Origin of the sequence: Tolypothrix campylonemoides VB511288_2 (assembly GCF_045999855.1) — a bacterium.
Lineage (GTDB): Bacteria > Cyanobacteriota > Cyanobacteriia > Cyanobacteriales > Nostocaceae > Scytonema > Scytonema bouteillei_A.
This window is the reverse complement of the sequence record NZ_JBFPMW010000001.1, coordinates 566,287-587,397: the sequence shown is the minus strand read 5'-3', so window position 1 is coordinate 587,397 and position 21,111 is coordinate 566,287. Positions and strand designations below refer to the sequence as shown.

16 protein-coding genes, 3 pseudogenes and 1 CRISPR repeat array are annotated in these 21,111 nt (G+C 42.9%); of the genes and pseudogenes, 14 read left to right on the top strand and 5 right to left on the bottom strand.

Annotated elements, in window-relative coordinates; genetic code table 11:
- Positions 1-33 precede the first annotated feature (33 nt).
- The 5 genes and pseudogenes from AB0756_RS02540 to AB0756_RS02520 form a co-directional block, all read left to right on the top strand.
- A complete protein-coding gene (locus AB0756_RS02540; RefSeq protein ID WP_071589172.1) occupies positions 34-294 on the top strand; it encodes a UBP-type zinc finger domain-containing protein in 261 nt (86 codons plus the stop codon).
- Positions 295-489: 195 nt separating this feature from the next.
- Positions 490-1,092, top strand: coding sequence for a TrkA C-terminal domain-containing protein (locus AB0756_RS02535; RefSeq protein ID WP_237266017.1), 603 nt, complete (start codon positions 490-492; stop codon positions 1,090-1,092).
- A 150-nt stretch (positions 1,093-1,242) separates the two neighbouring features.
- Positions 1,243-1,931 (top strand): annotated as a pseudogene (locus AB0756_RS02530) (alcohol dehydrogenase catalytic domain-containing protein).
- 481 nt (positions 1,932-2,412) lie between these two features.
- Positions 2,413-3,219 (top strand): class I SAM-dependent methyltransferase, encoded by an 807-nt coding sequence (locus tag AB0756_RS02525; protein WP_038081770.1) that lies wholly within the window; start codon positions 2,413-2,415, stop codon positions 3,217-3,219.
- A 1,111-nt stretch (positions 3,220-4,330) separates the two neighbouring features.
- Positions 4,331-4,753, top strand: a pseudogene (locus AB0756_RS02520) (4-Cys prefix domain-containing protein); the annotation flags it as partial.
- Positions 4,754-4,866: 113 nt separating this feature from the next.
- On the opposite strand, the gene AB0756_RS02515 reads toward AB0756_RS02520, so the two are convergent.
- On the bottom strand, positions 4,867-5,241 hold the full coding sequence (locus AB0756_RS02515; RefSeq protein ID WP_038081773.1) for a hypothetical protein: 375 nt from the start codon (positions 5,239-5,241) through the stop codon (positions 4,867-4,869).
- 209 nt (positions 5,242-5,450) lie between these two features.
- Complete coding sequence (locus AB0756_RS02510; RefSeq protein WP_272900096.1) at positions 5,451-5,582, bottom strand: hypothetical protein; 132 nt, start codon at positions 5,580-5,582, stop codon at positions 5,451-5,453.
- A gap of 273 nt (positions 5,583-5,855) precedes the next feature.
- Between AB0756_RS02510 and AB0756_RS02505 the strand changes: the two genes are divergently transcribed.
- The 4 genes from AB0756_RS02505 to AB0756_RS02490 all read left to right on the top strand — a co-directional run bounded on the left by AB0756_RS02505 (position 5,856) and on the right by AB0756_RS02490 (position 7,969).
- Positions 5,856-6,023, top strand: coding sequence for a plasmid partition protein ParG (locus tag AB0756_RS02505; protein ID WP_137986535.1), 168 nt, complete (start codon positions 5,856-5,858; stop codon positions 6,021-6,023).
- Positions 6,024-6,090: 67 nt separating this feature from the next.
- Positions 6,091-6,897 (top strand): effector-associated domain EAD1-containing protein, encoded by an 807-nt coding sequence (locus AB0756_RS02500; RefSeq protein WP_082051847.1) that lies wholly within the window; start codon positions 6,091-6,093, stop codon positions 6,895-6,897.
- The gene (locus AB0756_RS02495; protein ID WP_162002196.1) at positions 6,878-7,354 is read left to right on the top strand and encodes a lectin OAA family protein; all 477 of its coding nucleotides are present in this window, start codon (positions 6,878-6,880) and stop codon (positions 7,352-7,354) included. Before AB0756_RS02500 ends, AB0756_RS02495 begins: the two co-directional genes overlap by 20 nt.
- A 99-nt stretch (positions 7,355-7,453) precedes the next feature.
- Positions 7,454-7,969 carry a hypothetical protein gene (locus AB0756_RS02490; protein WP_038081775.1) on the top strand — a complete coding sequence of 172 codons (516 nt, stop codon included), beginning with the start codon at positions 7,454-7,456 and terminating at the stop codon, positions 7,967-7,969.
- 101 nt (positions 7,970-8,070) lie between these two features.
- Here the strand turns inward: AB0756_RS02490 and AB0756_RS02485 are convergent, their stop codons facing one another.
- Positions 8,071-8,865 carry a peroxiredoxin-like family protein gene (locus AB0756_RS02485; protein WP_038081778.1) on the bottom strand — a complete coding sequence of 265 codons (795 nt, stop codon included), beginning with the start codon at positions 8,863-8,865 and terminating at the stop codon, positions 8,071-8,073.
- 581 nt (positions 8,866-9,446) lie between these two features.
- Positions 9,447-10,790: direct repeats of the CRISPR family, unit length 37 nt; unit sequence GTGGCAATTTATACGAATCCCTATTAGGGATTGAAAC.
- 234 nt (positions 10,791-11,024) lie between these two features.
- Here AB0756_RS02485 and AB0756_RS02480 point away from each other — a divergent pair.
- The 5 genes from AB0756_RS02480 (at position 11,025) to AB0756_RS02460 (ending at position 15,500) form a co-directional block, all read left to right on the top strand.
- Complete coding sequence (locus tag AB0756_RS02480; protein WP_038082068.1) at positions 11,025-12,536, top strand: DUF1565 domain-containing protein; 1,512 nt, start codon at positions 11,025-11,027, stop codon at positions 12,534-12,536.
- 68 nt (positions 12,537-12,604) lie between these two features.
- Positions 12,605-13,300 carry a hypothetical protein gene (locus AB0756_RS02475; protein ID WP_038082067.1) on the top strand — a complete coding sequence of 232 codons (696 nt, stop codon included), beginning with the start codon at positions 12,605-12,607 and terminating at the stop codon, positions 13,298-13,300.
- A gap of 122 nt (positions 13,301-13,422) precedes the next feature.
- A complete protein-coding gene (locus tag AB0756_RS02470) occupies positions 13,423-14,922 on the top strand; it encodes a S10 family peptidase (protein ID WP_038082066.1) in 1,500 nt (499 codons plus the stop codon).
- Complete coding sequence (locus AB0756_RS02465; RefSeq protein WP_050046476.1) at positions 14,909-15,103, top strand: hypothetical protein; 195 nt, start codon at positions 14,909-14,911, stop codon at positions 15,101-15,103. The genes AB0756_RS02470 and AB0756_RS02465 overlap by 14 nt, the downstream gene beginning before the upstream one ends.
- A 286-nt stretch (positions 15,104-15,389) precedes the next feature.
- Positions 15,390-15,500 carry a hypothetical protein gene (locus AB0756_RS02460; protein WP_408019775.1) on the top strand — a complete coding sequence of 37 codons (111 nt, stop codon included), beginning with the start codon at positions 15,390-15,392 and terminating at the stop codon, positions 15,498-15,500.
- A 108-nt stretch (positions 15,501-15,608) separates the two neighbouring features.
- On the opposite strand, the gene AB0756_RS02455 is transcribed toward AB0756_RS02460, so the two are convergent.
- Positions 15,609-19,337: a WD40 domain-containing protein gene (locus AB0756_RS02455; RefSeq protein WP_038082064.1), complete on the bottom strand. Its 3,729-nt coding sequence runs from the start codon at positions 19,335-19,337 to the stop codon at positions 15,609-15,611.
- Positions 19,338-19,491: 154 nt separating this feature from the next.
- Positions 19,492-21,061, bottom strand: a pseudogene (locus AB0756_RS02450) (mechanosensitive ion channel family protein).
- Positions 21,062-21,111 lie beyond the last annotated feature (50 nt).

Below are 21,111 nucleotides of genomic sequence, written 5' to 3'. Positions count from 1 at the left end.
AACTGGGGATTACAGAATCGATAGGAGGATGACATGGTAATACAATGCACACATCTCAATCAAATTCGGAGAGTGACACCCAGCACAAGAGGGTGTAGAGAGTGTCTGATGCTGGGAGACCCTTGGGTACACCTGCGTGTGTGCTTAACCTGTGGTCATGTTGGTTGCTGCGATGAATCTAAGAACAAACATGCCACACGGCATTTTCTTGCGACGCATCATCCCATCATTCAGTCGTTTGAACCAGGGGAGGATTGGATGTGGTGCTATGTCGATGAGGTGTTCATGGACTAACAGCGTTAACCGAAATCGGAGGTATTAGGGTTGAAAGCACTTGTGTCACTTCTACTTGCCGTTACCCTGTCGTTGTTAATCATGCGTATTGCTGCCGAAGCCCTGATCCTGACTGGGCTATCTCGTGAGACGGCTGAATTTCAGGCACATTCAGCGATTACGGGTTCGGGCTTTACCACCAGCGAATCAGAACAGGTGGTTACCCATCCCGTGCGGCGACGTATCCTCATGTGGTTGATGTTGCTGGCGAATGCCGGATTGATTACGGTGATTTCCTCCTTAGTCCTTACATTCATCAGCGCAGCTAAGCTCAGCAATTGGCTGCCTCGTCTCGTGCTGCTGGTGCTAGGAATAGCAATTCTTTGGATCGTAGCAATTAACCGTTGGATCAAGCATTTCCTCTCCCATTGGATGCAATGGGCGTTGCGCCGCTGGACTCGCCTGGATGTGCGAGATTATGCCAGCCTGCTGCACCTATCGGATGGCTATGCGGTGATGGAACTGCAAGTGGATGCAGGAGATTGGATTGCTGACAGACCGCTGCGGGAAACCAACCTCCGTCAAGAGGGGATTATAGTGTTGGGGATTCTCCGCCCTGATGGAGCATACCTTGGCGCACCGAGAGGAACAACCTTTATCCGTCCCAACGATGTGGTGCTCTTGTATGGTCGCCTGGATGCCTTCAGTGAATTGGATTCGCGTCAGGCGGGAAGTACAGGTGAACAGGCTCACCAGGATGCGATCGCCGATCATCAACAACTCCTTTTAGAACGCGCTCGCCAAGATGCAGCCAAGTAAGGAACGTAACTTTCGCAAATTCGCCATGATTTCCTCAGAAAATCCTTAGATTTTCCCTCTAGAGTTTCAATAAAGTGCCATAGAACATAGGCAAATTAAGCAAGAGAGGAAAAAACTGTGAGAGCAGTTTGCTGGTAAGGGGCTAATAAAGTGGGAGTTGACACAGCCCCCGATCCCAAAATTATTAACCCACGCGATGCCGCGATCAAAATTACGTCAACCGCAATTTGTGGCTCTGATTTACACCTCTATGATGGATTCATTCCCACAATGGAGCAGGGCGACATTCTCAGACATGAGTTTATGGGAGAAGTTGTTGAAGTCGGTAGTGAAGTCAAGGGGATTAAGGTGGGCGATCGCGTCGTCAATCCATTCCCGATCGCCTGGAGATGGCAGAAAAGGGTGGGGCAGAAACGCTCAACTTTGAAAAAGTCAATGTGGGTGAAGCCCTCAAAGAAATGACGGGCGGACGCGGTCCCGATTCAGTCATGGATGCCGTGGGCATGGAATCTCACGGTTTGGGTCTAGAGGGATTTTATGACAAAGCGAAACAAGTTGTACGGTTAGAAACCGATCGCCCGCATGCACTAAGGCAAATGATGGCGTGTCGCAAAGGTGTTACCTTAGCCATCATGGGAGTTTATGGCGGCTTTGTGGATAAATTGCCGATGGGCGCAGCCATGAACAAAGCCTTGACCTTCAGGATGGGTCAGATGTTTGGTCTAAAGTATATTCCCAAGTTGGTGGAGCATATTTTGAACGGCGATGTTGACCCCTCGGCTGTGTTGACGCATCGCTTGCCTCTCCCCCTCCCACTTGATTATCATTTCGGAATTTGAATCGCCTTGAAAACGTAGCCGAAATCTTACGTGCTGCATTAAACGCGGTCACCACTGTCGCACCAGATTGGTTACGTAGTTGGGTTCCACATACCCAGGATTTACAACGCAGGGTTTTTATATACCTTCTTCCTTCTCCCTCATAAATGTCCTCTGCCTTAAAGGGCTTAACCTTCAATACATCACCAAAATCTGCCAAGAGCTTTAAAATAGGTCAGATAGACAAGTATGATGATTCCCCTAGTCCTACTACTGCTAGGGGATTTTTGTTGGGAGAGAGTCTTCGCTCGCTTTGGCACGAAGCCGCACCTCAGGAGCGCTCCTTGAGGTAATGAGCGATTCGCTTGGGTGCTAAAGGTTCATTGCAATCACAAGAACTAAATTTTACGTTTTTTAACGTCAATGTATTTAACACAAATCGTACTGGCTGACCGCAAATACGCTAGAATGCCTGAGAAAACTAACCAGTCTTAGAAATAAAATGTCTGAAGAAACAGTTGGGAACGTAAGTTTTACCGCTAAAGTCATCGCTGCAGGTCGGGCGATCGAAAGCCAAAGACCCGATGCTTTATTTATCGACCCAATAGCTGCACAGTTAGCAGGTCAAGAAGCCATTGAAGCTGCCATTCCCCGCTTAGAAGAATATGAAAAACAAGGGAGACCATTTACGTCAGTTCGGACTCGTTTTTTTGATGATTTTCTGAATAACTACTCGAAACATATCCAACAAATCGTTTTTTTGGGTGCGGGAATGGATACAAGAGCATTTCGTTTGAATTGGCAAAGCGAAACTCATGTCTATGAAATCGATAAACCAGATGTACTGCTCTATAAAGAATCGGTTTTAAGCGGGATTATTCCTAATTGCAATCGCCACTCAATTTGCGCTGATTTAAAGGAGTCACTTTGGGTACAAATGCTGCTTGAGGAAGGCTATCGACCTTCAGAACCGTCTATCTGGGTATTAGAAGGGTTTCTTTATTATCTCAACCCAACAGAAGTGGAAAATCTCCTAACAAACATCCAAAATTTATCTGTAGCTGGAAGTTATTTAGGTGTTGATGTCATCAATACAGCTATTTGCAATGGCTCTGATGATTGGGCTAAATATTGGCTATCTAGTTGTGACAATCCTGAATCTTTTTTTGCTGCTTATGGCTGGAATGCATCAGCCATCCAACCAGGAGAAGAGGGGGCTTCTTTTGGAAGATTTACTTATCAATTTCCCTTACGGAATCTTCCTGATGCCCCCCATATCTTCTTTGTAAAGGCTGTTAAGAAAAATTAATATTTACTGAATAACACCAAATAAAAACGTTTTGGTGAGTCCCAGCATCATCAGTTAACAAACCTTTTGCAGAAAATTAATCTTGACGATCGCAAAAGACGCAGAACCGCACTAAGGGCAATCGATCTGCGTGCATCTTCTTAATTATTGCAGTTGCATTCTGATTGCAATTGCACGGTATACCAGAATCGAAGCCAAACAGATACGCATACCGCAGACAACTGCGGGAAATGGGGTGCGATTTGTTTTTCTATATAAGAGAGAATAAAAATGCTTTGTCATTGCTGCAAACAACTCATTAATTTTCTTTGTAGAAATGCAGAAATGACATCATGTTAATGTCCGTGATTAAGGGTGTCATTGTTTGACATATTGTTTTTTTAACAAGCAACCGCTATGAAATATGACATTGGAGTTTGGACGTTCCAAACTCAAAGTGGTGTTGATGTGACGTACACAAACGATGAACTTCGCAAAAGACTAGAAGTTGGAAGCATTTGGAGAAAGCTAGGTTAGTTCCGCTCTTTTGGCAGGCAGTGCATTTTTAACCTTTCGACTCAAACACCTGCACGGAACCAGTTCAAGCGATCGCTCCAAAAATCGTCAAACGCTTTCTCGGGCAACAGCACCATTGGGGTATTGCTGTTGCGATCGCTCTTCATACTGCATCTACCTCAAGCTCCTTCGATCGCACATAATACTGAGGCAGTATTGGGAGAATGATGCGAGCGCATGAAGGCGCAAGCCGAAAGAGTGCTTATCGCTAACTACAGATATGCATCCATACTGCTTCTCCTGCTTACCTATAATGAGTATCATCCAACACTTCAGAAAATTCCTAGCTTTTTTATGCTTAACCTGTAAAGGCGATACGGCTTAAGTCGTTAAGCTTCGCTTATCGCTTCTCTTACCATCAGCCATCACATTAAGTTGCGGGCGCACCATCATAGAATTTAATATGTATCAAAAAGGCTATCTAAATAGTTACAAATACGGTCTAGGCATTTAGAGTTGAGAATTCATAAAATGAGTGCATACATTTTATCTATAGAGTACTGCCTTGCAAGCTTCCAGTCACTTTTACCACAAGTAATCGCATTATTTACATCATATGAGTTACTGCCTCAACCCTACTTGCCCTGACCCAACCAAAAACCGTTCTGACATTAACTTTTGCGTAACTTGCGGTTCTAAACTTTTGTTGGCAGAACGATATCGAGCTATCAAACCCTTTGGGCAAGGTGGATTTGGCAAAACTTTTTTGGCTGTCGATGAATACAAACCTTCTCGATCGCGGTGCGTTATTAAGCAATTGTGCCCTCAAGCACAAGGGATTAAGACTCTTAGCAAAGCATTTGAGTTATTTAAACTCGAAGCAGAGCGTTTGGATGAATTAGGTCACGACCATCCTCAAATTCCAGAACTGCTAGCTTATTTCACTCAAGATAATCAACAGTATTTGGTGCAAGAGTTTATTGACGGGCAAAATTTAGCAGAGGAAGTGACGCTCAACGGCACTTATACAGAACAGCAAGCTGAAGCTCGCCGAGCGTAGAGTACAATCGTATCGCTATTTGAGTTGTTACTCCATAAACTGTATCAAAAAATACTATAAATCTTTGTGCGAAAATTTACTTTTCTTCTCAGTTACTGCTGTTGCATAAGGATAATCAACCAGATCGATACCAAGGCAAATAGAATGAAGTGCAGAAATTCATAGCTCCCACCGGGCAACCAAGCCAGCACCCAGCTTAACCCTAACGGAAAAAAATTCGCGACAATCGTGAGAATTGAGACGTATAACAGCAATGCAATACCAATACCTAAAGGGATATTAAGTACGTCTTTTAACACTAAAGCAGCAATTCCCAAAATGCCAAGATAAGGAAATATTAAGAAATAGATGAAAAACCAGTATCCTATCCTATCGGGATTGGGGGGTGACAAAAACCAAGCTAGGTAACAAAAACCGTTAGCTCCCATTCCCAGGAAGATGAGCGTGTAAAACAATTTTTTCTGCATTTTACGATTGTGGGTTGTATCGGGTTTTCACCGCTAACTCTTCAAAAATTTCAGAAATCTTGACTCTTTTATTATCTATTTAGTTGCGGATGTGCAGCTGTAGTAGAAACACACAAGTAGTGAACTTTGTTGTGAATTGCCCAACTTTCCAAGAGATCTGACATAAAAACACGCTTTGTTCTTACTAACTCGTTAATTTCATTCCTGCATCAGTCAACTCGGATTCCACATTCGCGATCGCAAAGATGAGAGATGAGCACTCCCATGCCTCCTACGATCGTATATTTGCGATGGCTCTCGGTATCATCTTTCTTCTGTAGAACAAGCAAGGAGTTTTGCATGATGTACCTCGCTTTTGTCGTTCAATGCGGTTGAGGAGCGTCTTGCCTTGCCCTCGATGACACTCGTTCCGATCACCCGTGCGGCGTTACACAGCAATCGTCATGGAATTGATAACACTTATCTTGAATAATTGTTTGTACATTTGTAGGATTGGATAAGTACTTACTATACGTCAAGTGCATAAGCTGGTTCTGCTTGCACCTATGAGAATATAGGTTTGTACATTTGTCATTTTGTCCAATAATATTTATATTCATTATCATGTGACGCTTATGCACATTAGTATTCCAGATAACATCAAGAAACAATTCCATGCAGCCTGTGCAATTCGTGGGTTGAAAATGAGCCAAGTTGTAGTGGAGTTAATCGAGCAATGGTTAAAAACCAACAATGTACCTGAATTTGGTGAATCCATGAAAACAGATAAAGGCACTCGGTAATTCGTAATTAAAAGTACAACTATGAATTATTGGACTTTAAACAAAAAAATATAAGGAATTCATAAATATGGCTTTATCCGGTCCACAACGTAGAGAATTACAAGACGCTTTAATTGATGCTTTTCCCGATACAGCATCTTTAGAGCAAATGTTGGCATATGAATTAAATGGTAAAAATCTTAGAGCCATTGCAGGGGAAGGAAGTTTACAAAATATTGTCTTTAAATTAATACAAGCAGCAAATGCTCAGGGCTGGGTTGAACATTTAATTCACGCTGCACGTAATTCAAATCCAGGAAACGAAAGATTGAGGGCTATTGCTGAAGGACTTCCAAATCGCCCTATAGAAGCACTTCCTAACATTCCCCAAAAAGCAAGTCATCAGCCACAAAAAATCTTAATCCTAGCAGCAATTCCCCACGGCTTGCGTTTGGATGAAGAGATTCGCTCAATAGAAGAAGCGATACGACGAGCCACCAATCGAGATTTATTTGAAATTAAGATAAGAACAGCTGTACGCGCAGCCGATATTCGCCGTGCGATCGCAGAAGAGGAGCCATCTATCGTGTATTTTTGCGGACATGGCTTGGAAGATGGCAGTTTGCTTTTAGAGGATGATGGGGGTAATGATAAGCCAGTTGCACCATCTGGTTTGGCATCTTTATTTAAATTGCACTCGGATTATGTGAAATGCGTGCTGCTAAACGCTTGTCATTCAGAAAAACCTGCTGTTGCTATCAGCCAATACATTGATTATGCGATTGGGATGAATAACCCAATTCAAGACGGTGCAGCGATTGAGTTTGCTAAAGGTTTTTATGATGGACTGGGTTATAAAATTTCAAGCGATAGAGATGTATTTCAACCCGCCTAACGATCCGCCTGCTCAACCTGTAAGCCAAGTATTTCACTTGAGCAATGGGAATCGGTATCAAGTGACACATCAATGGGGTGGTTCGTTTGCCCCGTGGCAAGATGGGGGTACATGGGTGATTGGTTCCCGTACTGACCAGCACGTCGTCGCGATTGATATCAAGTCTAACGATGGCGGACAAACCCTCAATGGCACCATAACTTACTCTGGTGAGGGACCGATTGGCTTTTGGGCTACCCAGTTTGGTAGTAATAATGATTATAAAGTCGAAACCCAGTGGGGAGGAGATGCAGCTCCTTGGAATGATGGGGGTACATGGGTAATTGGTTCCCGTACCGACCAGCACGTCGTCGCGATTGATGTCCAGTCTAACGATGGCGGACAAACTCTTAATGGCACTATAACTTACTCTGGTGAGGGACCAATTAGTTTTAAGGGTCAGAGGGAGCGTATCTAGCGGTTGTAATGTCAAGTCAATCCCTTGAGCGCACTCAACTAGGTTTGAAGTGCCCCAAAAGGTGTATAATTACATATGCGCGTGCCTATCTGTGTATAAATGATCTGCTTGAAGTCATTTGATGGATCTGATAAATTTGATGCTCTTGAACTCGAAGCTCTAGACGAAATCTTCAGTAAGTATAAGTATGCTTTGGCACATATTGGCGTGGATTTTTCTCAAGAAGAAGTTCAAGAAGCCTTGCTTACTTGTGTTGATGGTTTTGAGGATGCTCTTCGTGCCACAATTGCCTATTGGCATTGGCTAGAAGAAAACAAAAAACCTTTTTACCCTAACGCTTGCATTATTCAAGCAATACGCGAGCGGTGGGATTCTCGTTACTGGAAAGATGAGTACTTGAACAATCCTAACTTTAAAAGCCCTTGCGAACTTTTTTGGGAGTCAGCAAAGAAAAATTGGGGAGCCGATTTGAGGAATCAAATGATTGCGGATGTAAATTCAGATGAGACTGGATTTGAATACATATTATTCCGCAATGGAAAAACCATGTCCCTTTCTACCGCTGAAAGGTTGGGGTGGGAGAAATTGAAGGAATATGCACTCCAACCGTTTTAGTTTTTAGCAGTACGCTCACAAGACTTCCAGAATACGCAGTGCATCTTGAAAACTCATTGAGCGATCGCACTGGAAAATTGGCTCAATATACCAATCTTTTGCTACAGTTTTTCTTCAGCTTTCACCGGCAGACTCTGGAGAAAAGAGAGGGGATGGCTCATATCAGCAGCAAAACCCAGGATAGCGCGGTCTCGGTGTTCGTAAAGCAATTCTCCTCGAGCATTAAACAGAAAAGTTGCTCCCCGTTGGGTAAGATAGGCAGAATTGGGAACATATTTCTTCCAGTTAGACAGCACTTCTCCCATATTCCGCAATCGTAAAGTTGCTAACTCAAACGGGCGTTGAAAACCTTTGCCACCTGCCCATTTGAAGAATGAACCTTTTAATGGGGGCAATGGGGGAGCTTGAACGGTTTCAAAGTCGCCAATTAACTGAGGTGCTCTTGCATCGCCCTTATATCCGCGAAATACTTCTGCCAGAGTACCGGGGCTACCAATTCCAGCACACATCAACATTAGGTTGAGCCAAGCATTCACTCCTGGTGATAAGCCAGGTATTTTGAGGGATAGACCTTCATACAGATTGAGTGCTTGATGTAGTTGGGCAGTGGGATCGACAAACAAACAATCTGCTGGAAATCCAGTATAACTACAGAATCGCTCACCGGAAGTGCGATCGCCAATTCCCACGGCTCGGATGGCTATCCCTCGATCTTGAAGGCGTTTGGCTTCTCGTCGCAACCACCAGGCGTACTCAAGGCTGTCGAAATCTCCTAATTGTGGTAATATTAGCACCAGCTGCAAAAGTGAGGATTCGCAACCACTCAAGATAGATACAATTGCTCCATCACTCACTCGTTGGCGTTGGGTTTGGCTCAAAATGCTATATGTACTCATCAGCTACTAAGAGGTTAACTCTACATTTATCGTAAATCTTTGTAAAGGCAAATCGCGCTTGCAAGGTAGTTTGAGCATCGCACCCTTTGGTTATGCCGTACTCCTATACCAAGAATGCGATCGGCCCTAAATACATAGTGCATAAGTTGATTTGTCTTTCTAATGCAAAAGATTGCACTTACCGTTAGACACTAGAAGGACTGACTTACGAAATAAGGGGATAAACTTAGCTTGAAAAGCTAATGAGATAAAGTGTGGAATACACCAAGGTCAAGAAAAACAGCGTTCATCATCCTTTGGTGTTGAGTAAACTGAAAAAGTAAGATAAAGCATATAGTACATATGTTTTATAAAGCGCGGATGGGTAGGTGTTCAAAAACGCTTAACTCAAAAAAGACCTTCCATGCCAGAGTACGTCAGGGTTTCAGCTAAATTTTTCTTTCCAACCATCCGCGCTCCCTACTAGGTATAGGTTTCAGCCATTTTCTCTTGACACTACCAGTCTCAATCGTGTTACGATAAACCCATCCGCGCTACCGCACCTTGAAAAATAAATAGAAAAACCCTTTCAAAAGCCAGCAGTGGCAATTTATACGAATCCCTATTAGGGATTGAAACCGCACTTACCAAGGCAGTTTCTCTGAGAAAGAAGAGTGGCAATTTATACGAATCCCTATTAGGGATTGAAACTAAATGGCGAACCATCAAGCTTGCGAGTAGAACCCCAAGTGGCAATTTATACGAATCCCTATTAGGGATTGAAACCTGTAGAAGCGTTGGTGCAAGATGTGCTAGATACTCGTGGCAATTTATACGAATCCCTATTAGGGATTGAAACTTAAACGACAAACCAACCCAACCCCAAGCATCTCAGGATGTGGCAATTTATACGAATCCCTATTAGGGATTGAAACCGACTACTTCAACGCACAGGGTGTAACGAGCGCGTGTGGCAATTTATACGAATCCCTATTAGGGATTGAAACGGGACATCAGATCGCATTATAACTTTAACTAGTTGTGGCAATTTATACGAATCCCTATTAGGGATTGAAACATAAGGAACTTCTTTTATGTCTAGATCGATGTCTAGTGGCAATTTATACGAATCCCTATTAGGGATTGAAACAGAAAAGTTGTTGACCCAATCATCAATCAACGCAGTGGCAATTTATACGAATCCCTATTAGGGATTGAAACGGGTTTACACGCAAAAGAGTGTGAATGAAGCGGTGTAGTGGCAATTTATACGAATCCCTATTAGGGATTGAAACAGGCTTCCATTGGTATTGATTCCATTGGCGGGAGGGGTGGCAATTTATACGAATCCCTATTAGGGATTGAAACGTTGCTTGTGTCAATTAAACTTTTATAAACTAGTGTGGCAATTTATACGAATCCCTATTAGGGATTGAAACCAGTGATAATGAAAGTTTTGGTGTAGGGTTGCCCGAAGTGGCAATTTATACGAATCCCTATTAGGGATTGAAACGAGCGATCGCATACAACTGACCGTGTGCTGGGTGGCAATTTATACGAATCCCTATTAGGGATTGAAACTTGAAGATTGGCGTTCTTCCTCCTTAACCTCATTAGTGGCAATTTATACGAATCCCTATTAGGGATTGAAACTGACTCAGGAATAAAATTTGCGCTGGGCAAGACAAGTGGCAATTTATACGAATCCCTATTAGGGATTGAAACAAAAAGTAAGTTGTGGGAATCAGATAATTGCGTGAAGGTGGCAATTTATACGAATCCCTATTAGGGATTGAAACTCACAGATTCTTCTTTTGTTCATTCCCCACATCATTGTGTGGCAATTTATACGAATCCCTATTAGGGATTGAAACACAGACTCGCTACCGCGACCTGTATCGTTGATAATGTGGCAATTTATACGAATCCCTATTAGGGATTGAAACGAACCTGCACCGCCTGAGATTGGGAAATAGCGCAAAGTATTTGTGTGGAATTGCGCTGAGTTCTTTAATGTAGAGAATTAGGAGCTAAGAACTGGGGACTGGGGATCTGACAAGTATAGATTTTGGGGTGTCGCCTACTGTCACCCCAAACAGTTATAGATATAAGTTATCACTGTTCACCGTTACCTGTTTACTGTTTACTTGTAACTATTCACTGTTCACTGTTCACTGATAATGGTTCACTCTACCCTTGTAGCAACACTCTATGTTGACCCAGTAATGGGGAATGATGCCAATTCTGGAACACGGTCAAACCCCTATCGAACTCTGACCCGTGCTTTAAAAGCAACGGCATCAGCTAAAATGATTCAGCTTGCACCCGGAACTTACAGCACTATAAGTGGTGAAGTATTTCCCCTTGTGATTCCAAATGGGGTAATGGTGCTTGGGAATGAAGCAACCAAAGGTAAAGGTATTTTGATTTCCGGAAATGGTGAGTATCACAGCCAAAGTTTTGGTACGCAGAATATTACACTGCTGTTACAGGCTGATGCTCAATTAATAGGTGTAACACTTACAAATCCCATGGCAAAGGGAACTGGTGTTTGGATTGAATCTGCTTCCCCAACTTTGGCTAACAACACCTTTACTCAGTGCGGTCGTGAAGGGGTGTTTGTAAGCGAGACTGCCGAACCAGCGATTCGGGATAACGTATTTGTGCAAAATACGACTGGTGGTTTGGTGATGGCACGTTATAGCAAGGGGGAAGTGTTGCGAAATGTTTTGCAAAAAAATGCTTTAGGGATAGCAATTAGCGATTTTGCTGCGCCTTTAGTAGCTTATAACAAAGTATCAGAAAACCGCACGGGAATGGCATTCTCACGCAGTGCTCATCCCGTGTTGCGTCACAATATTATAGAAAATAATATTCAAGATGGGTTATTAGTAAATGGTGAGGCAACTCCCGATTTAGGCAGCACTCAAGACCCCGCAGGTAATGTTTTTCGCAATAATGGTCAAGTGAATGTACGTAATGTCACTTCTAAAAAATTAGTTTCCGTGGGAAATCATCTGTTAGAGAGCGAAGTACAAGGATTGGTTGAGTTTGTAGAACTAGTAGAAAATCCTGAAAAAATAGTATTTTTTAATACAAATTTTCCGGATATGGCTGGGCATTGGGCAACGGCTTTTGTAGAAGGGTTGTTCAGTAAAAACTTGATAAGTCCTTTTCCAGATGGTACTTTCCAACCAGATGCGTTCATGACTCGCGCTCAGTACGCCGCTTTGGTAGCAGTTGCTTTTCATCCTGTTGCCAAACGCCAGGTTCCCGAATTTACAGATATTTCACAAGAGTACTGGGCTTATGATGCTATTCGCGTTGCCGCCCAGTCCGGTTTTGTCAGTGGCTTTAGCAATCGTACCTTTCGACCAGAGCAACCTGTCTTGAGATTGCAGGCGATCGTTTCCTTAGTGAGTGGGCTTTCCCTGTCGGCAACATTTAGCGAGGACTTGGTTAATTATAGCGATCGCGATACCATTCCCAAAGCAGCTTTGACTGTTGTTGCGACGGCAACACATAATAAAATTATTGTTAATTTTCCCGATCCCAAGCTTATTGAAGGGAATCGAGAAGCAACACGAGCTGAAGTAGCAGCAATGGTTTACCAGGCTTTGGTAGCAATCGGAACAGCCCCTGCTATTCATTCGCCTTATATCGTTTCTCTACCCATAATGGAAGTAGAATAAAAGACACCTGTTGATTGACTGGGGAACTCTTGACACAGAAAACTGTAGCTAAAAATACGACAGGCTATATGAGAGGGGAGCAAAATCTATGTCTATTGCCAGCAGTCGATAGCCAGATGTTTACAGCAAACCCGCCGGAAACCTCTGCCGACTTAGCAGTAGCCTTATTAATTCACTATAGTTTTGACCTTAGTGGCTACAGCGCCATTGAGCTTGTGGAACTTTGGCAAAAGCAATACCCAGGGAACTGGTTGCACTTAGCTGTGATTGAAGCACTGTATCAAGGTCGATATAAAGCAATTTCTGTGCAGCAAATATTAACTTGCTGGCAAAGGAGGGGACAAGCCATTTTCCATTTCAATATGGAATTTGAACGCTTGATTTGCAGCAAATTTCCTCAAAGCCTGACTGCACTTCCCAATCTATCCTCAGGTAAGGCTTTCACTTCAAGATATGAGGAAACGACGCAGCAAGTCGTAGAATCATTGCCTGAGATAGATTTCCCATTACAGACATCTGATGTTGAGGCGATCCCCGTGGAAACGAATGAAGTCAGCATATCTATTGATTTGATACAGACACAGGAAGAGATTTCGCCATCCGCTCCAGAGGAGATAGTTCCAGTTACAACTAACAATCCCCCTATCGGTCAATTTACTCCAGAAACACGGGCGGGTTCTGAATCTTTTACATCAAAATTAAAAGCAATTTCCTATGAGGAATTGCCTTCAAGAAGATTGCTGTCCGGACGGAGTACGCGATAAGTCGGGTACGGCTGTGCCAAAGCGATCGAGTGTGAGGTAATTTTTTTCAGAGAAGGGCAATTGAACCGATCCCAATATAACTAACAATATTTGTATCCAAATCAATACGCCCATCTTAAAATATGCCCGATACTCCTAATTCTCCCACAAGTCGCAAGTCCAGTACAACCGAGCATACACTATTGCTTGGCGATCGCCAGATCCGCTACACGGCTGCTTCTGAGTGGCAAACTCTGTTCGAGCAGGAAAAACCTGTTGCCGAAATGTTTCACGTGGCTTATTTAGCTGCAGATGAAGAAACATCGCAAAGACCGCTCACTTTCGTCTTTAATGGTGGTCCGGGCGCGGCTTCTGCTTATCTGCATATGGGAGCATTGGGTCCGAAGCGCATTTCTTTTGGAGAGCGTGGCAGCTTGCCCAAACCTCCCGTTCGCTTGGTAGATAATGCCGAAAGTTGGCTGAGCTTTACAGATTTGGTTTTTGTCGATCCTATAGGTACTGGCTTTAGCCGCACCATACCTCAAGACAAAGATACTCAGGGTAAAGACAGCGAGAAAGCCAACCCTCAGGAGGCTAATAAACCCAAGGAAACGGAATTTTGGGCAGTTGAGCGAGACCTGAAAGCACTCGGAGAATTTATCCAACGATTTCTCTCGCAAAAGAAGCGGTGGCTGTCCCCCATCTTTATTGCAGGAGAAAGTTACGGTGGTTTTCGAGTGGCAAGGTTAGCCCGCACGCTACAGCAGGAATTCGGTGTTGGTCTTTCCGGTGCCATTTTGATTTCTCCAGCTTTGGAATTTAGTTTGCTTGAAGGTAGCGATTATAACCTAACATCTTGGGCAACCCTGATTCCCTCCTTTGCCGCCGCCGCCGCCCATCACGGTCGCGCTCAATGGGCAGGAGAACCAGGCAATTTACAAGCTCACGTAGCAGCTGCGGAACAATTTGCCCGCGCAACTCTGATTCCATTTTTGGCATTGGGAAATACTATGACATCTGAGGAACGCCAGAAGGTGTATCAGCAGCTAGCAGGGTTGATCGGTTTACCCGTGACACTTGTTGAGAGACAAGCAGCGAGAATCGGGATTGAAGTCTTTGCCAGAGAACTGTTGCGCGATCGCCAACGGATTGTGGGACTGTATGATGCTTCAATAACCGCGATCGATCCTTTTCCCGATCGCATAACATACGAGGGAACCGACCCCACTCTTGGTGGATTGGATCGCTTGTTTACCGGCGCTATTAACAGTCACTTACGAGATACCCTTGGTGTTGAAACCGATTTGTCTTACCATCTGTTGAACTTTGAAGTATTTAAAGCTTGGAAATTTGAAATTCAAGGAGAGTTTAAGCAGGGCTTCCTTGGATCGGTAGATGATTTGCGAGTGGGAATGGCTTTAAACCCTTACATGCAGGTATACATCACCCATGGATTCTTTGATTTGGTAACCCCCTATTTCTCCTCCAACCATTTAGCAGATTTGATGAAATTAGATCCAGAGATTCGCTCTAATCTGACTCTCAAAAATTTTCAAGGTGGCCATATGTTCTACGCCTGGGATGAATCTCGCGCTTCCTGGTTTGCCGATATGAACGCCTTTTACCAAAATGCAACGGCTTGAGGAACTGTTTGGCAAATTTGTTGTCGGAGAATCTGCTCAAACTCTTGAACAGCATCATCTCAGTCAGGAATGGGGGGGTGTTAGAGTAACACAACGTGAGTTCCACAGACCTCACCCACCCACTTTTTTCTTAGTGCCTTTAAATCTTTGGGTGTCTCACCCAAAACATACAGTAACTTAGTACAGCACGGCATAAATAAGGTAATCATTAATATCTGAACTTGCTTCAACGATATGGAAGCAGCAGCCTTGGTGACAGCTTATGGTACGTTGTGGTACAGATAACGCAAGTTCAGTGTGGGTAGTTGACTTAAGACCGTTTTTGGATTTGAGCATATGAATTGGCAAAGTGCTGGCGTAACAGGTCATGCATAAAACGATATCCACCGCCTACTCTTTGCAAAAATAAACGATTGGTGCTCAGTGCTGCTCGAATTGTCGTTGCATTTACACACGGATTTGTCCACATGGAACTGGCTGGAGCATTCCGCTTGGGTGGCAATGTTGAGGAAGCATTTGAACTAGGCATTGAAAGTTTGATTGAATTTCTTCACAAATTCCATAGCGATAAGACTTAGTAGCGTCAAGTAAACTTGATGTCGCTCGAGTTGGAGCGACACAATCAGGGGTTTCTTGAGCGGTGAGTTGTCAGGCTGCGGATGTCAACCAGGTTATTAAGAAAATTTTTAATAGTTCTGAGAGTCATTGCAGAGTGAGCTTGAGCCTTTCTCAACTGCTGTGTTAGTTTTTAAATAGTCCTGTATTAACTTGCAACCATAACTCAGTGAATCTAAGTAAAGAATTCGCTGCAAGTTCCAAATAGTGAGCGTGTTATCATCACCCCCTGAAGCTAGAACACTTCCATCGGGACTGATAGCGATTTGTCTAATCGCTGCAGTATGTCCTCTAAGGGTCTTTATTTCCGTACCATCAAGCTTCCAAAGTTTGACAGTAGCATCTACGCTACCAGAAGCAAGTATTTTCCCATCAGGACTAAACGCAACTCCCCAAATCGCGGCAGTGTGGCCTTTGAAAGTTCTCAGCAACTTGCCTTCAAGATTCCATAGCTTAACAGTATTGTCGCCACTTCCAGTCGCTACCATTTTACCGTCTGGGCTAAAGGCAACTCTCCATACTGTTGCTGAGTGTCCTACAAAAGTTCTAAACAACTTACCCCTTCGGGGTTCGCCAGTCGCCTGCGGAGGGAAACCCTCCCGCAGCGCTGGCTCACCATCTACCGTCCATAGTTTAGCAGTACTATCACCACTGGCTGAACCAATGAAGCGACTATCCGGACTAAATACGACTTGCCAAACTTCCGCCTGATGTCCTTTAAGGATCTGTGGCGCAGGGCGATCTCTAACCCATACATGAATGATTTTGTCAACATTTGCCATTGCGATCGCTTGTCCGTCAGGACTCAATACTCCTGCCAATAGCTTACCGAAAGGAATCTTGTAAGTAGCAACACTAGTCCCGTCTGGCTTCTTGAGTTTTACTGTTTCATCGTAAGCGGCAAGAGCAATTAACTTACCATCTTGACTAAATGAAACATCGAAGACTACAGTCTTAGATTCAGTAAAAGTTTTGAGTAATTTGCCTTGGCGATTCCAAAGTTTAGCGGTGTTTTCGTGGCTAGCTGTGGCGATTGTTGAACTGTCGGAAGTAATAGCTATTGACCAAATCCCGGACTGATGGGCAATGATAGACTTTTGGAATGGGTTCTCACTCTGCCAGAGTCTGACAACGTTTTCTGCCCCCGCCGAAGCAATAAAGCTGCTATCGGGACTAAAAGCGACTCCCCAAACGGATGCACTATGCCCTCTAAGCGTTCTTAGTTCTGTCCCATCAATGCTCCATAGTTTAACCGTTTTGTCGAAACTGGCGGAAGCAATAGTTTGACTATCAGGACTCCATGCTACTCCCCAAATGCCAGCAATGTGACCTTTAAGAGTTTTATACTGGCGGTAGCTTCCATCACTGCTGTCTCGCTGCCAAAGTTTTACTGTTTTGTCTTCACTTGCTGAAGCAATCGTCTGACCGTCAGGGCTGAAAGCGACTCCTACAACCCAACTAGTGTGACCAATGAGAGTTTGTAAAGATTTGGCGTTTTGCCAACCTGCACCGTCTCGCTGCCAAAGTTTTACTGTTTTGTCTACACTTGCGGCAGCAACGATATTACCACTAGGACTAAAAGCGACTCTCCAAAACCCCTGTTTGTAACCTTGAAACGTCCTTAGCAACTTACCGTCTCGCTGCCAAATTTTCACCGTTCTGTCGAAACTACTAGAGGCAAGAAACTGACCATCGGGACTAAACGCGACTCCCCAGAGTGAAGCTGTGTGACCTTTGAGAGTTCTTAGCAGCTTGCCATCTAGCTGCCAAAGTTTAATAGTGCCATCTTCACTGGCTGAGGCAAGTATCTGACCGTCAGGGCTAAAATCGACTGCCCTAACTGTTGCGGTATGACCTTTGAGAGTTGCAACTAGTGTACCATCACGTCGCCAAAGCTTGATTGTTTGATCTAGACTTGCTGAGGCAATTAGAGAACTGTCAGGACTGACATCTACAGCTAGAACAGCTGCTGTATGACCCGAAAAACGGTTGTACTCATCTGCTCCATAAACTGCTTGTTGCAGTGCATTTTCCACTTGAGGTGCAAGATTTGTATTTGATTTACCTAATTTTTGTAGTCTTTTTTTGGCTTTGATTGCTTCTACAAGCGCATCCAATCTACGATTCGAGGCAAACAATCCAACAGAAGAAGATACAAGCGCCTGAATTTCACTGTTTTTAGCTTGAGTTTCACTTGTGCGAGTCTGGCGATACAAAATAAAACTTCCTATTCCCAAACTACTAGAAACTAGCAACCCAATAGTTACTACAATTAGTAGATATTTCTGCAATAAAGCTGTTTTTTTCTCTTGTGCTAGTCGTGCTTCTACCTCTAGAGCCGTTTTCCTCTCTTGTGCTAATCTTGCTTCTATCTCTAGAGCCCGGGAAGCCTCCAATGCCATTTGCACTTCACGGCGATCGCATTCCGCACTCGCGGCTAAAAATTGATAATCTAAATCGCTCAGACTTTTGCCCTGCGACCAATTTTGAGTGTCTTTTAAAGCTTGTCCTCGCAACAGACGCGATTCATCTTTGTAACCCGATGCTACCCAAGCGTTGAATGTTTGTGAGTAGGGACGGAGGTTATCTAATTGTCTTAATACCCATTGGGCATTAAAAACATTCCGATAAATGGGATTTTTAATTTTGAGATAACCATTGTATTTTTCTACTAAACCAGACAACAACAGTTGTGTCTGTTCTCGACTGTCATCAGATGGAACAAGAGAAACAACAAGTAGAGGGGAAAACTCTTCTCCCGTACTCCTGGATTCCCCTGCTCCTGGGTTCCCCTGCTCAAGAGCTTCTTGTGCTTGCAACACCTGTTGATAAATACCCAACAACCGCCCTGCTTGTTGTTCGTCAAATAAAAGGCGATCGCGAATAGTACGCAAATGTTCGGGTTCGTCTTGTGACTGCCAATTTTGAATAATACGCGTTTTTACTAATTCCTCTACCCACAATACTTCTGTACCTGGAGGTAGGGTAATCATTCCTGTGGCAGTTTCAAAAGCAACATCGGTAATTAACTCACAGAGTTTTTGTGTGAGAAACGGTTGTCCCCCTGTCCAATGAATAATCTCTTGTAGTATTGCTTGTGGTTGACTAATTACTTCTGCTAATCCTGGAAGCAACGGCGTGGCTTCATGCAGATCAAAGCCTTGTAATTCAATTGCTTTACCAAGATTAAAGGGCGTGCGACGTTTATCTGCAATCAAGTCAGAGGGACTTGCTACACCAAATAGTGCAAATCCCAAACGTTCAAACTTTGAGTTATGTGGTCGTAGATTATAGCACTGACGAATCCAACCAAAAAAATCATTAATTGGAAAATTTAAACTCAGCAAACTATCAATTTCATCAATAAAGATGAAAATGCGTTTGGCTTTGCCGTCTAGGAAAGAATCGCTTTTAAGATTTGGTAATAAGATATCTTCAACAAATAGCTGTAGTTTTTGCACGGGGGAAATACCTGCTTGCATTTCCCACCAATGTTGAAAGTCGATTTGCGACCCTAATTTTAAGCTATAGAATAAGCTGATAATAAGGCCCTTGTACCATTGATCTGGTGCAGTATCTTCAATACCCAAGCGAGTCATATCTAAGTAAACACAGCTATGCCCTTCTTCCTTAAGCCGATAGCTTGTACGCTGTAGTAACGATGACTTGCCCATCTGACGAGAGTTGAAGACATAACAAAAATGGCCTGCTTTCAAGCAGGCATAGAGTTGTTCATCTGCCTGACGGGTAACGTATGTGGGATCGTCACTGCGGAGACTACCCCCTACTTGATATCTCATATTTAAGTATGATTCTTATAAGTAAAGACATTAACATAATGATTACGTAATTTGCAGATAAATTATTGAAAGTAAATATTGTAAATTTTAAAACACAGATTTAGCTCGACACAATTTAGAGACGATTTATGAAATACACCTTAAATTTTTAATTCTAAGAAAAACCGCAAATTTCAATTTCTTCTTGGCTAAAAGTATCCCTTAAGATCTTGCGGAGAACACGCTGAATATGAGGGTGTTTTCCAGGCTTGACTTTTGTCAATGTCAGCAGCAATAGATTATTCTCACCAAAATTTTCGATTCCAGATACTCGCGTAGGTTCTAGAACATCCTGTTCATCTGTTTTTAACTGCTGTCCTACCTTCTCAACTACTCTATACACACGATCTAAATTAGAGTCATAAGAAACACTAATTTCTACCCTTGCATATATACTGTTTGGAGTAGTTGATAATCGAGCCGATATCTCCATTACGAACAATTTGCAATTGACCGTCGGGATGGCGAACGTGAGTGGTTCGCAGTTCAATCGCTTCTACAATCCCTTCAATATTTCTTTCTTCTACTTTCCCAACTTCAACATAATCACCCACCAAGTAATAGTTTTCAAACAAAATCAAAAATCCACAAACAACATCATTAATTAGGTTTTGCGCCCCAAGACCGACTGCTATACCCACAATTCCAGCACTCGCTAAAATTGGTGCAGGATCGATGCCAATCAATTTAAGTATAGTTACTCCGGCAGTAAAGTAAACGAAATATTTAGCAAAACTCCGTATTAAAGGAATTAGTGTCAGCCTTTTTTGTCGCTGTAAATCATTGACATCTGTAGTTTTTAAATAGAACTCATCAAGTATAAAGTAAGCGACTTCAATCGAAACACTGCTAATAAAGAAAACACCAATAATTTGCACAATTGTAGGGGTATAAGAGCCGATCCAAGCTATAGGCTCTATTTCAGGTACAACAAGATTTACTATACCGACATAGAGAACGTATTCCAAGCATTTTTTGAAGAGAGGGATTAAATGACGTAACCGCTCATATAGACGCAGTAAATTGTTAGAACTAGAGTATTTCAGACTTAGGGCATCGAGCGTATCAACGATAGTAGCAACAGCTTTAACAATCAGTAACCCAATTGAAATAATAATGTATATTTTTAAAGCAATGTAAAGATATTTGGTGATAGCTGTCGGTAGGTAAAGAAAATTCGCACATAAAATAGCAGAAGCTATCCATATACTATAAATAATAATTCTTTTTAAGACTCTAAAAAAAGCTTCGACGCTCTCATCATTAGCCTTAATTCGATCGGCTTTTTTAGTGTATTCGCAAATCCAGTCTATACCCCGACTTAATGGTGAAATGCTAAATTTAACTAATATTAGGAGGCTCATAGTTTTCCAACTTGCTGTGAAGAGATTGCGCCAAAATTGAGTCGGAAGACTACGAATAAGGTTAAGTTGGAATTCTTGAACGTTTCCACCTCGATAAATTACCGTTCCATTGATACCAACTATCGCTAGACATAACACCATACCAGTCAGAATTAAAACTTTGCTAATACTCCGGCGCAGGAAGGTGATATTTGCAGTTCTTCCTTGAAGCCAAGAAACTTTAATGAGTTGTTTGAAGATTATGCCAATTAGCCAGTTCAACAGCAGAAAAATGATTATTAAAAATATGACTTCCCCCAGGATAATTAGTATATTATTCATTTTGTAGATATCAGTTAGTTGATTTATTAAATTTGAGCAGAGAACTAGGG

Bases quoted from the DNA above. Each gene is read 5' to 3' on its own strand.
- AB0756_RS02540 (WP_071589172.1), top strand. From the start codon at position 34: ATGGTAATACAATGCACACATCTCAATCAAATTCGGAGAGTGACACCC.
- AB0756_RS02525 (WP_038081770.1), top strand. From the start codon at position 2,413: ATGTCTGAAGAAACAGTTGGGAACGTAAGTTTTACCGCTAAAGTCATC.
- AB0756_RS02515 (WP_038081773.1), bottom strand. From the start codon at position 5,241: ATGCAGAAAAAATTGTTTTACACGCTCATCTTCCTGGGAATGGGAGCT.
- AB0756_RS02510 (WP_272900096.1), bottom strand. From the start codon at position 5,582: ATGCAAAACTCCTTGCTTGTTCTACAGAAGAAAGATGATACCGAGAGC.
- AB0756_RS02505 (WP_137986535.1), top strand. From the start codon at position 5,856: ATGCACATTAGTATTCCAGATAACATCAAGAAACAATTCCATGCAGCC.
- AB0756_RS02500 (WP_082051847.1), top strand. From the start codon at position 6,091: ATGGCTTTATCCGGTCCACAACGTAGAGAATTACAAGACGCTTTAATT.
- AB0756_RS02495 (WP_162002196.1), top strand. From the start codon at position 6,878: ATGTATTTCAACCCGCCTAACGATCCGCCTGCTCAACCTGTAAGCCAA.
- AB0756_RS02490 (WP_038081775.1), top strand. From the start codon at position 7,454: ATGATCTGCTTGAAGTCATTTGATGGATCTGATAAATTTGATGCTCTT.
- AB0756_RS02485 (WP_038081778.1), bottom strand. From the start codon at position 8,865: ATGAGTACATATAGCATTTTGAGCCAAACCCAACGCCAACGAGTGAGT.
- AB0756_RS02480 (WP_038082068.1), top strand. From the start codon at position 11,025: ATGGTTCACTCTACCCTTGTAGCAACACTCTATGTTGACCCAGTAATG.
- AB0756_RS02475 (WP_038082067.1), top strand. From the start codon at position 12,605: ATGAGAGGGGAGCAAAATCTATGTCTATTGCCAGCAGTCGATAGCCAG.
- AB0756_RS02470 (WP_038082066.1), top strand. From the start codon at position 13,423: ATGCCCGATACTCCTAATTCTCCCACAAGTCGCAAGTCCAGTACAACC.
- AB0756_RS02465 (WP_050046476.1), top strand. From the start codon at position 14,909: ATGCAACGGCTTGAGGAACTGTTTGGCAAATTTGTTGTCGGAGAATCT.
- AB0756_RS02460 (WP_408019775.1), top strand. From the start codon at position 15,390: ATGGAACTGGCTGGAGCATTCCGCTTGGGTGGCAATGTTGAGGAAGCA.
- AB0756_RS02455 (WP_038082064.1), bottom strand. From the start codon at position 19,337: ATGAGATATCAAGTAGGGGGTAGTCTCCGCAGTGACGATCCCACATAC.